We start from the raw sequence: 14,580 nt of genomic DNA on the forward strand, positions 1-14,580 counted from the left end.
GGTATGGTTTCGGAGCAGTAACAATATTCATAGCATTAGCTGCAGGTGCTGATGCTACTCAAGCGTTTATTAGTTCATTACCACCATTTGTTATGGGGGGACTTCAAACAGCAGCAGGATTATTGCCTGCATTAGGATTGGGAATTTTATTAAGTATGCTTTGGGATAACAAAAAGGCGATTTATTTCATTTTGGGATTTATCTTAGTAGTATATTTGAATATTCCAACATTAGCTTTAGCGGTGATCGGAACATTCTTAATGTTGACAGATTTTTATAAAAATCAAGAACTTTATAGTATTAGAAAATTAGCTACAAGTAAATCTGCTGAAGTTAGAACAGAAGAGGAGGACTTCTTCAATGAGTAGCATAAAAGATAATAAGATGTTGAAAAAAATATTAAATAGAAGCTGGACTGTTGGTGCTGCATATAATAATTTACGTGGACAAGGACATGGTGCAATTTATTGTTTATTTCCTATATTCGATAAATTATATCCTAATCCAGAAGACCATGATAAAAAGGTAGAAGCAATAAAAAGGCATGAAGTATTTTATAATATAACTCCTCAAGTAAATACTGTAGGGTTAGGATTATTTGCGGCTTTAGAAGAAAAAATAGCAATTGATGATAGTTTTGATAAGAAAACTGTTAATGCTATTAAAACTGCAATTCAGGGTCCAGCAAGTGGCATAGGAGATGCTTTATTCCAGGTAACAATTAAACTGATTGCAGCAAGTATAGGATTAAGTTTTGCACAAAATGGTTCACCTATCGGAGGTATTCTATTTTTCTTGATATTTAATCTTTGTAGTTATTTTTCGCGCAAATATTTATTAAAGTTTTCTTATAATGCAGGAGAAAAAATTGTTGCAGCAGCATCGGAAAGCGGTGTATTGAAAATGTTAACTGGCGCAGCATCAATTATTGGATTATTCATGGTTGGAGCAATGGTAGCAAATTCTGTAAAATTAAATATTGGATTAAGTTGGGAAGCAGCAGGAGGAGTAATTGCAGTACAAAGTTTCTTTGATTCAATTATGCCACAATTCTTACCATTTGTAGTTACTTTATTAGTAACTTATGCAATACGCAAAAAAGTGAATGCAAATTTAATAATGATTTTAATAATTGTTATATCAATTGGTGGAAAGGCTGTAGGACTATTTTAACTAGGAGGAGAGAAAAATGTTAGTAACAATGGCAGAGATTTTAAATAAAGCTAGAAAAGAGAACTATGGTGTTACAGCTCCTAATGTTCAAAGCGAAGACACAGTAAGAGCAGTTATTAGAGTTGCAGAAGAATTAAATGCTCCTATGATTATTGATGTAAATGCTTTTATTCATCCAGATTTACCGTGGTTTATAAATATGATTAGAGAGTTAGCAGCGTTATCAACTGTCCCAATTGCTATCAATCTAGATCATGGAAGATCTTATGAAGATGTAATGATAGGTATTCGTTCAGGTTGCACATCGGTAATGGTAGATCGTTCAAGTTTGTCATATCAAGAAAATGTTGATCAAACTAAAGAAGTGGTAAAAATGGCGAAAGCTCTAGGGATAAGTGTTGAAGCGGAATTAGGTCATGTAGGAATGGGCGATAATTACGCGGTAGATGGAATCAGTAATTTAACAGAACCTGAAGAAGCCGCTAAATTTATTAAGGAAACAGGAGTTGACTGCTTAGCGGTTGCTATTGGAACAGCACACGGTAGATATAAAGGAACACCACATATTGATTTTGAAAGATTAGCTAAAATTGTAGAAGCATGTGGAGAAGTTCCGTTAGTTTTGCATGGTGGATCAGGTACTGGTGATGAAAATTTAGCAAGAGCAGTTAGAAGTGGTATTCAAAAAGTTAATTTAGCAACTGAATTAGTGGTTGCAGGAAAAGAAGAGCTAGAAAAATTCATTGAAGATCCAAATTTTGATAAATGGAAACTAATTCCTACTTTTATTAAAGGGTATAGTGATCGTTTAGCACATTATGTAAAACTATTTGGACAAGATGGAAAAGCTTGGACTAAATAGAGGAAAACATGATTAAATTTCTTATTGCAGGACATGGATATTTGGCAGATGGAATTAAAAGCACAATATCAATTATTATGGGTGATGAAATAGCTAATCAAATAATGACATTAAATGGGTTTGTTGAAGATGGTTCGATGGATGTGAATGGAGATATCGAAAAAATTATAAACTCAATTGATGAAAATGATAAATTGATCATTTTTAGTGATTTAATGCATGGTAGTATTAATCAATTTTTAATTCCATATATTGATGAAAATAGAATATATATCATATCAGGAATTAACTTTCCATTAGTGTGCGAAATAATTTCAAAATATATATTCGGTAATTTGGAAGAAGTTAATGTTGATGATTTAAAGGATGACATAGAAAAAGCTAAACAAGAAATTATTTATGTAAATGAATATGTAAAAGAAAATTCATTTGAAAAGAGTGATGATGAATTCTTTAGTTAGGAGAAGAAATGATAAGATTTGTAGATGCATGCGGTAAAGCAGGAAAAACAATCGTAGCACGTTTATTACCGAGTACTGATTTAATAGAAGGTATTGAAGAAGTATGTAAAAAAAATAATGTGAAACATGCTTATGTTTCATGCTTTGGTAGCTTTTCAAAAACAGGGTATATGTATTTAGTTCCCAAAGAGGATGCAAAAGTTGGAGCGGGATATGGAGATGTTATTACGGTTGATGGACCTGTAGAATTTTTAAATGGAACAGGTGTTGTATGTCAAAATAAAGAAATATATGATATTCATTTCCATGCAACAATGTGCGATAAGACAGGTAGAGTATTTGGAGGTCATATAGTAAAGGGATATACACCAACATTAACAACAGTAGATTTGATGATTTTGGAAATAGAAGATGTTGAGATGTTGAGATGTTTTGACGAAGAAACAGGATTAACCCAATTTTTGCCAACTAAATAATGTAATGTTGAGAGGTTAGCGTAAGTTAACCTCTTAATTATCTTGGAGGTTATATGAATGAATTGATAGAAAAAAAACTATTTGGCGTGATTGCAGATGATTTTACAGGAGCGAGCGATGCAGCTTCTTTTCTTGTAAAATCTGGAAATCGAGTTGTTATGGTGACGAGTAATCATATTAATAATATAAATGATTGTGATTGTATCGTTGTCGCATTAAAAATAAGAAGTGTGAAACCTGAAATTGCAATTGAGCAAGTAAAAGAAGTTCTCCAGTTATTTAATGAACTTAATGTAGATAAAATTTATTATAAATTTTGTTCAACATTTGATTCTACACCAAAGGGTAATATAGGTGTTGTTATGGACTACTTACTGGAAACGTTTAACGAGCGATATACTATTCTAGTTCCTTCGCTACCAATCAATGGCAGAATAGTTAAAAATGGGTTTCTATATGTGAATGGGACATTATTGTCTGATAGTTCAATGAAGAATCATCCGCTGAATCCAATGTGGGATTCATATATACCAAATTTGATGAAGCCACAGTCAAAATATGATTGTTATGTAATCAGTGAAAATAATTCTGATATTATTAATCATATAAAGGATGATAAATTCTATTTGATTCCAGATTATGAAAATGAAGATGATGGAATGAAAATAGCATTTAAGTTCAAAGATTTAAAGATATTTGGTGGAGGCTCTGGAATCTTAGAGTATTTTTGCTTTAATCAAATGAAAAAATGTCAATATACTGATAATAAAACTAAAAATGAAAAAGCGATAATTGTTTGTGGAAGTTGTTCCAAAAATAGTGCTTTACAAATAGCTAAATTTAAGGAAAATAATAAAACCATAAAAATAAACTCTTTGGAATTACTGGAAAATAAAATTAATGCAAATTCATTAATAAATATTGTAGAGAAAAATTTACCTGATGTAACATTGATTTATAGTGATGGAATCGAAAAGGACATGAGTGATTTTGGCAAGCACAAAGATTTTAGTAAAATATCAAATCTTGTTGAACAACTGAATGCTGATATATGTGCATTAGCAATTAGACGAGGCTTTAATAAAATTATTGTAGCTGGTGGTGAAACATCAGGCGCAGTTATTTTGAAAATGGGATATGATTCTTTTATAATTGGAAAATCGATTTCACCAGGAGTTCCTATTCTTATTCCGATAGAAAATAACGAAATAAAGCTTGTATTAAAATCTGGTAATTTTGGAGATGAAGATTTCTTTGAGAAAGCAATAAGAGGATAGTGGTATGAAAGAAAAACTAATAAGAGTAATTGAGATTGCTAAAGAACTTTTTGACCGCAAATTAGTAAATGGAATGACTGGGAATATAAGCTTTAGAGATAATGAATTCATATATATATCAAAAAGTGGCACTTGCTTTAAATATTTAAATGAAGATTCATTTGCTAAGATTTCGTTAAATGGTAATTTTATAGAAGGTAAACCAAGTAAAGAGTATCCGCTTCATTTAGAATTATATAAAAATGATGAAAATATTAATTGTGTTATTCATACACATAGTTTTAATAGTGTTTTAGTGTCAATGTTGAAAAACATAGATGTTGAAAAAAAAGAATTATTTTCATATACTCCTTATTTAAAAATGAAAGCAAAGAATCATATAAGTATTGTGGATTATTTTAATCCAGGATCAAGTGAGTTGTTTGAAAATTTTTCAAAAATTGTAAATGAAAATTGCAATGTATATTTGTTAAAAAATCATGGGTTAATAGTTAGAGGAAAAGATGTATTGGAAGTTTTTGATATAATTGAGGAATTTGAACAAAGTTGCAAAATTTTAATTTCAATTAAACAATACAATGAAAATGATTTTGATAAAATCAATAAATGTTAATACGATGATGAAAAGCTCTAGAATGTTATCAATTATCGAATCTTCTTTGGATAAACAAAATGGTTAGGTTATTTAACTCATATCTGTGGAGTAAAGATACTCTTTATTTATCCATATTTATAGTGCTATTTACAAAAAAGATTTCATTCTGTATTAAACTATTTATAACAAATTTAGTTTGAGAAAAATAAAAAAATGAAACTAACTTAATTGTTGTTTCATTTTTTTATAATATACCTTTTCTAAGAGACTCATAGAGCAAATTATAGATTTTCCAATAATCCAACTACAACATTATTTATAATATTCACGCTCATAATCATATTATCCGCCAAGATAAATTTTTTTCTTTGTCGGATTGAAATATATTTAGTTTTTGTTTATCCAATCTTCAAAATCAATTAATAATTGCTATCACCTGTGTACATAAAATAGTAAACAGAATTTTTTTTGATTTGTCACGTAAATTGCCGAGATAGCTAGGAATATTATTAGAGCCAACTAGAGTTATGGTTTTAGTTTCATTCCATCTGAATCAAATACAGAAAGGCAAAAAAATTAATCGTACTTGTTTCTCCATCAGAATTCTTAATGTAACCAAAATATAAAAAAATCTAAGATTTATCCAATGTGAGTCCATAGATAGTTTTACAGAAACAGATAGAATTTAATTGTATAAACGAGGAGGTGAAAAACGATGAATGATACATTATATCTTAGTACAGTATTTATTGGCGGGTTCTTGTCCTTTATGTCACCTTGTATATTGCCTTTATTACCTGTTTACTTTTCCATGTTTGCTGCTGAAGCAACAGGGAGTGTCAAAAAAGATAAATCAAGGCGAATACGAATGATTCATAAAACATTAGTCTTTGTATTGGGAGTATCAACAACATTTATTGTTTTGGGATTTGGCGCTGGACAATTTAGTGCAATTATTAACAATCGTTATTTCTTAACAGTGATGGGGATAATTGTAATCATACTGGGTATTCATCAAACAGGATTGATTAATTTCAAAATACTTAATTTTGAAAAAAGAATTCAGCTAAAGAAACAAACTAATAATAATTACATCAGTATTTATTTGCTAGGATTAACGTTTAGTTTTGGGTGGACACCGTGTATTGGACCTATACTTACGGCAGTACTAAGCTTGGCGGCAAGTGGTAGTAACGCAACTTATGGTGCAATTCTCATGACAATCTATTCACTGGGATTTGCGTTACCGTTCATCATAATTAGCTTTTTCGCAGATATACTCTTAAGCAAGATGAAGAAGCTAAATAAACATTTGCATACGATAAAAGTAGTAGGTGGGATTATCATCATTCTCATGGGAATCTTGTTGATGAGTGACAGTTTATATTTAATTACAACTCTATTTGAGAGATAAGGAAGGTAAAATTATGAAAAAAGGAATAAAATTAATTACAAGTGTATTGGGGTTATCGTTACTGTTAGTGGCATGTAGTGCTGCACCTAAAACAGACAAAATGGAAAAGACCCAAGAAAAGGATATGATGGAAACAACAGCGGCAACAATGGATGACAAAATGATGGATGAAACTAAAAAAGATGATACGATGATGGACAAAGAAAAAACAGATATGATGAATTCTGAAATGTCTTCTGTATTTGAGTATACTGATTTTGATGGTAATATGGTTTCTTCAAAAGATTTCGAAGGTAAAAAAGTATATATTAAATACTGGGCTTCATGGTGTCCAATCTGTCTTGGTGGTTTAGAAGATATTGATAAACTATCAACTATGGATAATGATTTTGTTGTATTAACTGTTGTAACACCAGGATATAAAGGTGAAAAAACTGCTGCAGAATTTAAAGAATGGTTTAATGGATTAGAGTATAAGAATATCAAAGTATTGTTTGATCAAGATGGTAAGATTGCAAAGGAATTAGGTGTTAAAGGATTTCCAACATCTGCCTATATAAGTAGTGATGGTTCATTAGTTAAAGTATCTCCAGGACACTTTGATAATGACGCAATTATTGAATCATTTACATCTATAAAATAAGTGTAAATAACAATAATGAAAAAAATATTATCTTTACTAGGTATATCACTACTACTTACAGCATGTACAGCATCACCAAAAAATGAAGTAGATCAAACAAAACAAACAATTGCAAAAAATAAATATCAAACAGAAGACACAAAGGAAATATACTTAGCAGGAGGATGTTTCTGGGGTGTTGAAGAGTTCATAGATAGAATTGATGGTGTTGTTGATGCAACATCTGGTTATGCCAATGGGAATACTGTAAACCCTTCCTATGAGGATGTGAGTTATCGTAAGACTGGACATGCAGAAACAGTTCGTGTAACTTATGATCCAACAATCATTTCTCTTGAAGGTATTTTGAATAAATATTTCTTAGTCATTGATCCAACAAGTATAAATAAACAGGGTAATGATACAGGGGCACAATATCGTACTGGTATCTATTATGTAAATGTGGAAGATAAAAATATTATCGATGGTGTAATCAATGAGCAACAAAAGAAGTACTCAAAAGACATTGTTGTGGAAGTAGAGAAGTTGAATAATTTCTATGAAGCTGAACAATATCATCAAGACTATTTGAAAAATAACCCAAATGGATATTGTCACATTGATTTAAATGCATCTGGTACCTTGCAAGATTTAATCAAGGAAAAAAATTATCCCGTTCCTAGTGATGAAGTATTGCGCTTAAAACTTACAGCGGAACAATATGCAGTGACGCAAGAAAATAAAACTGAATCTGCATTTTCAAATGAATATTTTGACAACAAAGAAAAAGGTATATATGTCGATGTGGTAACAGGGGAACCTTTATTCACATCACTGGATAAATATGATTCAGGATGTGGTTGGCCAAGTTTTGTAAAGCCAATTATTCCAGAAGTAGTTACTGAACATATAGATACAAGTTTCAACATGACTCGAACAGAAGTGAGAAGTCGTGCAGGTAACACTCACTTAGGCCATGTGTTTAATGATGGTCCAAAAGAAAGAGGCGGATTAAGGTATTGTATTAATAGTGCGTCAATTCGCTTTATCAATTATAATAAATTAGAAGAAGAGGGATATGGCTTCTTAATGTATCTCTTCGAATAAAAATGAAAGACAGGATAAAACTATCCTGTCTATCGGTATATAGGAGGTAAGTATGATTTCTCTCTTGATTGTTGATGATGAACCGATGATAAGAAAAGGTATTAAAACATTAGTAGATTTTGATGCATTAAATATTTCTACAATTTATGAAGCAGAAAATGGATTAGAAGCATTAGAAATAGTTAAGAATAACAAAATAGATCTTATTCTTGCAGATATTAATATGCCCAAAATGAATGGATTAGACTTTGTCTTGCAAGCAAAGCAATTATCTCCATCAACACGTGTTGCGATGATTACGGGGTATGATCATCTAGATTATGCAATTACAGCATTGAAAGTTGGCGTTGATGATTATGTACTGAAGCCAGTATCTAAAGTAGATATTGTGGCGATACTACATAAATTAATCGCAAAGTTTGTGGAAGTAAACCAAGAAAAAGAAGCATTAACGATTGCAAAAGAAATGAATGGTGATTTTCAAAATGATTCAAGTATGAAAAAAACATTAAGTGAATATGTCAACAAGCATCTTGCGGATACAACGTTTTCATTACAAGAGCTAGCTGATGAAACAGGGTATAATACTTCTTATTTAAGTCAATTGTTTAAAAAACTATTTGGCGTTAATTTTAGAGATCATCTTTTACATCTTCGTTTAGAAAAGTGTAAAATATTATTGCTTACTACAAATTTAAAAATATATGAAATTGCTCAACAAATAGGTATTGAAGATTCAAATTACCTTAGTGCCTGCTTTAAAAGAGTATATGGGCTTTCAATTAGTGAATTTAAAGATCAACAAGAGAGGAAATAAAAGTGGAAGGAAAAAAGCGAAAATATCGATTAAGAAATATCAGTAGCCAAATATCTATTTTATATATGTCGATTAGTTTAGCGATTATACTTATTTTTAGTGTGGTTATTTTTTATAATGTTTCTAATATTTTCGTTAATGATGCAGTTAAACAAATCAAAATGAATTTGAATCAAAGTAGTGATTACTTATCTTTGTATATTGAAAAAGTAAAACTGACTTCGAGTTTGATGGCAGATAATCCCAATTTGATATCTTATCTAAAACAAAATGATGATGAACTGAATGTTAGAAATGAAATTTCTACAGTATTAGAAGCAGATCCATATTTAGAAACCATTGTAATTGTAGCAAATGATGGACGAGTTATCTCTAATGAAGAAAAGCTAGAGATGCAAGTCTCTGATAACATGATGGAAGAAGAATGGTATCAACATGCGATTAGTGATAACATGCCTTTCTTAACAGGTGCACGGATGCAAAAATTATCAATGGATAATGATAAATGGGTTATTTCATTAAGTAGAGAAATTACCGATGATCAGGGTAATAATTTAGGTGTTTTACTAATTGATATTAATTATGAATTTATAACAGAATATATAAGTGCATTGAATTTAGATCAAGATGGATTTGTATTTATTATCGATAAGAATCAAAATTTGGTTTATCATAATGATTTGTCCTACTTTATTGAATCAGATAAACAAGAAGAATTGAAACAATATTTGAATAATACCAACAACAAAGGTTTGCTGACTTATCAAGTACCAATTAATAATACGGATTGGTCAATGATTGGTGTTTCTTACTTGAATAGTTTGGGACAATTACGCAGACAATTGTTAGAACTCATTGCAATTACTGGACTAATCATATTAGCAGGTGTTACTTTCTTAGGAAGATTACTAGTCAAGCGTATTTCTAATCCTTTGCGTGAATTAACAGTGGCAATGCAAGATGCAGAAAGTTTTGTACCAGCGAAGGTTAACCCAGATAGTTCTGATGAAGTCAAAAGTTTAGTTCAAAACTACAATGATATGTTAATTAGAATTAAGGACTTATTAGAAAAATTATCAATCAGTGAAAATGAAAGAAAAGAATTAGAAATTAAAGTTCTTATGGGACAAATAAATCCCCACTTCTTATACAATACATTAGATACAATTATTTGGATGTCAGAATTCAAAGAAAATGAACAAGTGATAGAACTAACAAAATCGCTTGCGAAGTTCTTCCGACTAAGTTTGTCAAAAGGAAATAATCTAATTCCGCTAGCACAGGAAATTGACCATTTGAAACAGTATTTATTTATCCAAAAACAACGATATGGAGATAAGTTAACATATGATATCCATATTGATGAATCTTTAAATAATTACTTAGTTCCTCGCATTATCTTACAACCGATTGTTGAAAATAGTATTTATCATGGAATTAAGAATTTAGATGGTCCAGGGAAAATTGATGTAGAAGCTTATCTTGAAAAGAATCATTTAATTATTATAGTTAAAGACAATGGGGTAGGGTTTAATCCTAAACAAGTTGATAAAACAAATGTAGCACAATTAAGTGGTATTGGTATTGATAATGTAATACAAAGAATCAAACTATATTGTGGTGAAGAGTATGGATTAACCATTGAATCGACAGAACATGTAGGGACAACAGTTACATTAGTATTGGCTGTAAATTTAGAAAATTAACTTTATCATTTACAAGATATCTATCTTTGTTTTTTTGAAATCAGAAGTTTAATTCAACCGTCTTTATAGATGGTTGTTTTTATTTTTCTTATAGGTCATAAAATAATCTTATTTGTAATGAGAAAGGAAGTAGCATATAATAATGAAAACTTATTTATAGTAAGGTGAATAATAAGTAGGGGGAGTGGAGTATGGATCGAAAGTTAAAGGGGAGAGAATACTTTTATATTAGTTCAATGTTATTTGGTTTATTTTTTGGAGCAGGCAATTTGATTTTTCCGGTACATATGGGTCAAGAAGCAGGGAGTAATGTATTTCTTGCGAATATTGGTTTCTTAATTACTGGAGTCGGGTTACCTTTTTTAGGGATTATTGCAATGGGTATATCAAAAAGTGAAGGTCTGTTTGATATGGCAAGTCGTGTAAGTAAGAAATATGCATATATTTTTACAATACTTTTATATCTTGTTATTGGTCCATTCTTTGCATTACCGCGTTTAGCAACAACTTCTTTTGAAATTGGAATAGCTCCATTTGTAGAGGAATCTAATATAGGAATAGTATTAGCGATATTTAGCATAGCTTTTTTTGTAATCGCATGTTTTTATGCAAGAAAATCATCTAAGTTATTAATCTATGTTGGTAAGGTGTTAAATCCTTTATTTTTAGTTTTGTTACTTATACTTTTTGTGATTGCTTTTATAAATCCAATGGGAACAATTAGTGAGATAGCTGTACAAAGTAGTTATCAATCGCAGCCATTTTTCACAGGTTTTATACAAGGGTATAATACATTGGATGCTCTAGCTAGTTTAGCGTTTGGAATTATAGTTATTGGAACATTAAGAAATAAAGGTGTTAATGAGCCAAAGAACATTGCGATGGATACAGTTAAATCAGGAATTCTTACTGTGATATTAATGGGATTAATTTATAGTTTGTTAGCATACATGGGAGCAATGAGTGTAGGACAACTTACAGTAAGTGCTAACGGAGGAATAGCTCTAGCGCAAATAACACATTATTATTTAGGAAGTTTTGGAAGTGTTGTTGTGGCTGCTATTGTTATTGTAGCTTGTTTAAAAACTGCTATTGGATTGATTTCATCATTCTCAGAAACATTTGTAGGCTTATTTCCTAAAGGTAAATATTTGGTATTTGCAATAGTAGTGAGTGCTATGGCTTGTTTATTTGCAAATGCTGGTTTAACAAAAATTATTGAATTTTCAATTCCTGTATTAATGTTTTTATATCCGCTAGCAATGACATTAATTCTATTATCACTATTTGGATCATTCTTTAATCATAGTAGAATTGTTTATCAAATGACAACGGGATTCACATTAATTGCAGCTATCTTTGATGGGTTAAATGCATGTCCACCATTTATTCGCAATACATCAATAGTTCAAAGTATAATTTCAATTGGAAGTAACTTACCATTTTTTGAAATAGGAATGGGTTGGGTGGTGCCTGCATGCATAGGATTTATTATTGGTATCATTTTGATGGTAATGAATAAAGAGAAAAAATAGATATGACAAATAAAGGCGATAATCAAAATTCAGATTTCGCTTTTTTAATGTCAAAAAAATTATTGAAATAGTAATGTATAGAATATTAAATTTATTATTTATAGATAGCAGTTGACAAAAAAAGAGAAGTCGTATATTATAGTTAGGTATAACTAACTCATGGCTTTTTAGACAAGGAAGAGGTAAAGAGGATGACATTATTGAATGCAAAAATTGGTGAAAAATACATAATAACGTGTATTGAAACAAATGATGAAGAACTAAATAATTTTCTTTTTACTTTGGGATGCTATTCAGGTCAAGAAATTACTTTAGTTTCAAAAATTAGTGGTAATTACGTTGTTTCGATAAAAGATGGTCGATATAATATCGATACAGATTTAGCGAATGCAATCGTAATATCATAAATTTTTTTATTTATGAGTTAGTCATAACTAACCAAAAAGATGAGGAGATAAAAAATGAGAATTGCACTTACAGGTAATCCAAATAGTGGAAAAACAACCCTTTATAACGCACTCACAGGTAGAATGGAGCGCGTTGGTAACTGGGCTGGGGTAACAGTTGAAAAAAAAGAAAGTTCAATCAAATCAAGCTATACAAATGGAAAAGAAAATTTAATAGCGATTGACTTACCAGGAGCATATTCCATGTCACCATTTACATCTGAAGAAAGTATTACGAGTTCGTACGTTAAAAACGAAAAACCAGATGTAATCATTAATATTGTAGATGCAACGAATTTAAGTCGTAGTTTATTTTTTACTACACAGCTATTAGAGTTGGGTATACCCGTAGTAGTTGCATTAAATAAAAGTGATATTAATCAGAAAAAAGGAACTGTGATTGATATACGTAAATTATCACAAGAACTTCATTGTCCCGTAATTGAGACAATTTCAATCTCTACCACTAATAATGGATTAAAAGAAGTGGTAGAAAGTGCACTTAGTGTTTTTGGTAAATCTCAAGAATCACCATACATGCAAAGTAATATAGATTTGCACAATAAAAAAATGGTAGAGGAAGCAGATAGAAAACGTTTTGAATTTGTTAATTTACTTGTATCAAAAGTTGAAGAAAGAAAAATACTGACTAGTGATAATAATTTCCAAGATAAGATAGATGCAGTATTGGCACACAAGTGGTTAGGTATTCCCTTCTTTGTTGCGATTATGTGGGCAGTCTTTGCAATATCGCAAACATATTTAGGACCTTTTATTGCAGATTATCTAGTATCCTTAATTGAAAGTTTTCAGGGGTGGGTTGGTACACTTGTTGAAGGTGCTTCACCTTTTCTTCAAGCATTGCTTGTTGATGGAATCATTGGAGGATTTGGTGCTGTTGTAGGATTCTTACCATTGGTTATGGTGATGTACTTCTTGATTGCACTATTAGAAGATTGTGGATACATGGCACGTGTAGCTGTCGTTATGGATCGATTCTTTAAAAAAGTAGGACTTTCTGGAAAATCAATTATTCCAATGGTTATCGGTACTGGATGTGCAATTCCAGGTGTTATGGCTTGTCGTACAATTCGTGATGAGCGTGAAAGAAGAACAACAGCAATGTTGACTCCGTTTATGCCATGTGGAGCAAAACTTCCAGTAATTGCATTGTTCGCAGGGGTGTTTTTCCAAGATGCATCATGGGTAGGTACATTAATGTATTTTGTAGGAATTATTTTGATTTTTGTTGGTGCACTTGTTATTCAAAAAATTACAGGTCATAAGTTTAGAAAATCATTCTTTATTCTAGAATTACCTGAATATAAAGTTCCAAGTATCAAACGTGCATTTTTATCAATGATGGCACGTGCAAAATCATTTATCATTAAGGCGGCAACGATAATATTAGTATGTAATGCTTTAGTACAAATTATGCAAACATTCAATTGGAATTTACAAGTCGTTGCAGAAGGAGCAGAAAGCACATCAATTCTAGCATCCATCGCATCGCCATTCGCATTTTTATTAATTCCATTAGGTTTTGGCTTGTGGCAACTTGCAGCAGCAGCCATTACTGGATTTATCGCAAAGGAAAATGTTGTGGGAACACTTGCGGTAGTATATGGAATTACAAATTTCATTGATGTTGAAGAGTTAGCGTTAGTTAGTGGTTCAAGTGAGGTAGCAACAATTATGGGAATTACTTCAGTAGCAGCATTAGCATACTTAATGTTTAATTTATTTACACCACCTTGTTTTGCTGCAATAGGTGCAATGAATGCAGAGATGCAAAATAAGAAATGGTTGTTTGGAGGAATTGCGCTACAGTTTGGAGCAGGATATATTGTGGCATTTATCGTTTACCAATTTGGAACATTACTTACAACAGGAATAGTAGGTTCTGGATTCATACCAGGTTTAATTGTTGTTTCTCTGCTTATTTTAATTCTTGTCATTCTTATGAATAAGGGTGATAAAAAAATTGATGATTATTCATTAGGAAGTAAAAACACGTTAAATGTGTAGAGGTGAAATATGGATTTTGTGGTTGTGGCTTTAATAGGTTTAATACTGACTATAGCTATAA

Annotated in this window: 15 protein-coding genes; all 15 read left to right on the forward strand. The window is 30.9% G+C overall.

The window, feature by feature from the left end; all coding sequences use genetic code 11:
- Positions 1-368 (forward strand): PTS sugar transporter subunit IIC (locus tag RSB60_RS02705; protein WP_332614424.1); only part of this gene is annotated, 368 nt, incomplete at its 5' end.
- Entirely contained in the window at positions 361-1,173 is an 813-nt protein-coding gene (locus RSB60_RS02710; protein WP_332614426.1) for a PTS system mannose/fructose/sorbose family transporter subunit IID, read from the forward strand. The genes RSB60_RS02705 and RSB60_RS02710, both read left to right, overlap by 8 nt.
- Before the next feature lie 16 nt (positions 1,174-1,189).
- A complete protein-coding gene (locus RSB60_RS02715; protein WP_332614428.1) occupies positions 1,190-2,035 on the forward strand; it encodes a class II fructose-bisphosphate aldolase in 846 nt (281 codons plus the stop codon).
- A gap of 8 nt (positions 2,036-2,043) precedes the next feature.
- Complete coding sequence (locus RSB60_RS02720; protein ID WP_332614430.1) at positions 2,044-2,496, forward strand: PTS sugar transporter subunit IIA; 453 nt, start codon at positions 2,044-2,046, stop codon at positions 2,494-2,496.
- 8 nt (positions 2,497-2,504) lie between these two features.
- On the forward strand, positions 2,505-2,972 hold the full coding sequence (locus RSB60_RS02725) for a PPC domain-containing DNA-binding protein (protein ID WP_332614432.1): 468 nt from the start codon (positions 2,505-2,507) through the stop codon (positions 2,970-2,972).
- A gap of 53 nt (positions 2,973-3,025) precedes the next feature.
- Complete coding sequence (locus RSB60_RS02730) at positions 3,026-4,249, forward strand: four-carbon acid sugar kinase family protein (protein ID WP_332614434.1); 1,224 nt, start codon at positions 3,026-3,028, stop codon at positions 4,247-4,249.
- 4 nt (positions 4,250-4,253) lie between these two features.
- Positions 4,254-4,862, forward strand: a complete 609-nt coding sequence (locus RSB60_RS02735) for a class II aldolase/adducin family protein (RefSeq protein ID WP_332614436.1) — start codon at positions 4,254-4,256, stop codon at positions 4,860-4,862.
- 697 nt (positions 4,863-5,559) lie between these two features.
- On the forward strand, positions 5,560-6,258 hold the full coding sequence (locus RSB60_RS02740; RefSeq protein WP_332614438.1) for a cytochrome c biogenesis CcdA family protein: 699 nt from the start codon (positions 5,560-5,562) through the stop codon (positions 6,256-6,258).
- Positions 6,259-6,271: 13 nt separating this feature from the next.
- The gene (locus tag RSB60_RS02745; RefSeq protein WP_332614440.1) at positions 6,272-6,901 is read left to right on the forward strand and encodes a redoxin family protein; all 630 of its coding nucleotides are present in this window, start codon (positions 6,272-6,274) and stop codon (positions 6,899-6,901) included.
- A 15-nt stretch (positions 6,902-6,916) separates the two neighbouring features.
- Positions 6,917-7,987 carry a peptide-methionine (R)-S-oxide reductase MsrB gene (gene msrB / locus RSB60_RS02750; protein ID WP_323382831.1) on the forward strand — a complete coding sequence of 357 codons (1,071 nt, stop codon included), beginning with the start codon at positions 6,917-6,919 and terminating at the stop codon, positions 7,985-7,987.
- Positions 7,988-8,039: 52 nt separating this feature from the next.
- A complete protein-coding gene (locus RSB60_RS02755; protein ID WP_323382832.1) occupies positions 8,040-8,804 on the forward strand; it encodes a response regulator transcription factor in 765 nt (254 codons plus the stop codon).
- A gap of 2 nt (positions 8,805-8,806) precedes the next feature.
- Positions 8,807-10,510, forward strand: a complete 1,704-nt coding sequence (locus RSB60_RS02760) for a cache domain-containing sensor histidine kinase (RefSeq protein WP_332614442.1) — start codon at positions 8,807-8,809, stop codon at positions 10,508-10,510.
- A 191-nt stretch (positions 10,511-10,701) separates the two neighbouring features.
- The gene (brnQ, locus tag RSB60_RS02765; RefSeq protein ID WP_323382530.1) at positions 10,702-12,045 is read left to right on the forward strand and encodes a branched-chain amino acid transport system II carrier protein; all 1,344 of its coding nucleotides are present in this window, start codon (positions 10,702-10,704) and stop codon (positions 12,043-12,045) included.
- 191 nt (positions 12,046-12,236) lie between these two features.
- Positions 12,237-12,452: a FeoA family protein gene (locus tag RSB60_RS02770; RefSeq protein WP_323382531.1), complete on the forward strand. Its 216-nt coding sequence runs from the start codon at positions 12,237-12,239 to the stop codon at positions 12,450-12,452.
- A gap of 54 nt (positions 12,453-12,506) precedes the next feature.
- Positions 12,507-14,519: a ferrous iron transporter B gene (gene feoB / locus RSB60_RS02775; RefSeq protein ID WP_332614444.1), complete on the forward strand. Its 2,013-nt coding sequence runs from the start codon at positions 12,507-12,509 to the stop codon at positions 14,517-14,519.
- Positions 14,520-14,580: the final 61 nt, after the last annotated feature.

The organism is Anaerorhabdus sp. (genome assembly GCF_036657415.1).
Taxonomy (GTDB): Bacteria; Bacillota_I; Bacilli_A; order Erysipelotrichales; family Erysipelotrichaceae; genus Anaerorhabdus.

Coding starts and splice junctions, on each gene's coding strand:
- RSB60_RS02710 (WP_332614426.1), top strand. CDS start 361: ATGAGTAGCATAAAAGATAATAAGATGTTGAAAAAAATATTAAATAGA.
- RSB60_RS02715 (WP_332614428.1), top strand. CDS start 1,190: ATGTTAGTAACAATGGCAGAGATTTTAAATAAAGCTAGAAAAGAGAAC.
- RSB60_RS02720 (WP_332614430.1), top strand. CDS start 2,044: ATGATTAAATTTCTTATTGCAGGACATGGATATTTGGCAGATGGAATT.
- RSB60_RS02725 (WP_332614432.1), top strand. CDS start 2,505: ATGATAAGATTTGTAGATGCATGCGGTAAAGCAGGAAAAACAATCGTA.
- RSB60_RS02730 (WP_332614434.1), top strand. CDS start 3,026: ATGAATGAATTGATAGAAAAAAAACTATTTGGCGTGATTGCAGATGAT.
- RSB60_RS02735 (WP_332614436.1), top strand. CDS start 4,254: ATGAAAGAAAAACTAATAAGAGTAATTGAGATTGCTAAAGAACTTTTT.
- RSB60_RS02740 (WP_332614438.1), top strand. CDS start 5,560: ATGAATGATACATTATATCTTAGTACAGTATTTATTGGCGGGTTCTTG.
- RSB60_RS02745 (WP_332614440.1), top strand. CDS start 6,272: ATGAAAAAAGGAATAAAATTAATTACAAGTGTATTGGGGTTATCGTTA.
- msrB (WP_323382831.1), top strand. CDS start 6,917: ATGAAAAAAATATTATCTTTACTAGGTATATCACTACTACTTACAGCA.
- RSB60_RS02755 (WP_323382832.1), top strand. CDS start 8,040: ATGATTTCTCTCTTGATTGTTGATGATGAACCGATGATAAGAAAAGGT.
- brnQ (WP_323382530.1), top strand. CDS start 10,702: ATGGATCGAAAGTTAAAGGGGAGAGAATACTTTTATATTAGTTCAATG.
- RSB60_RS02770 (WP_323382531.1), top strand. CDS start 12,237: ATGACATTATTGAATGCAAAAATTGGTGAAAAATACATAATAACGTGT.
- feoB (WP_332614444.1), top strand. CDS start 12,507: ATGAGAATTGCACTTACAGGTAATCCAAATAGTGGAAAAACAACCCTT.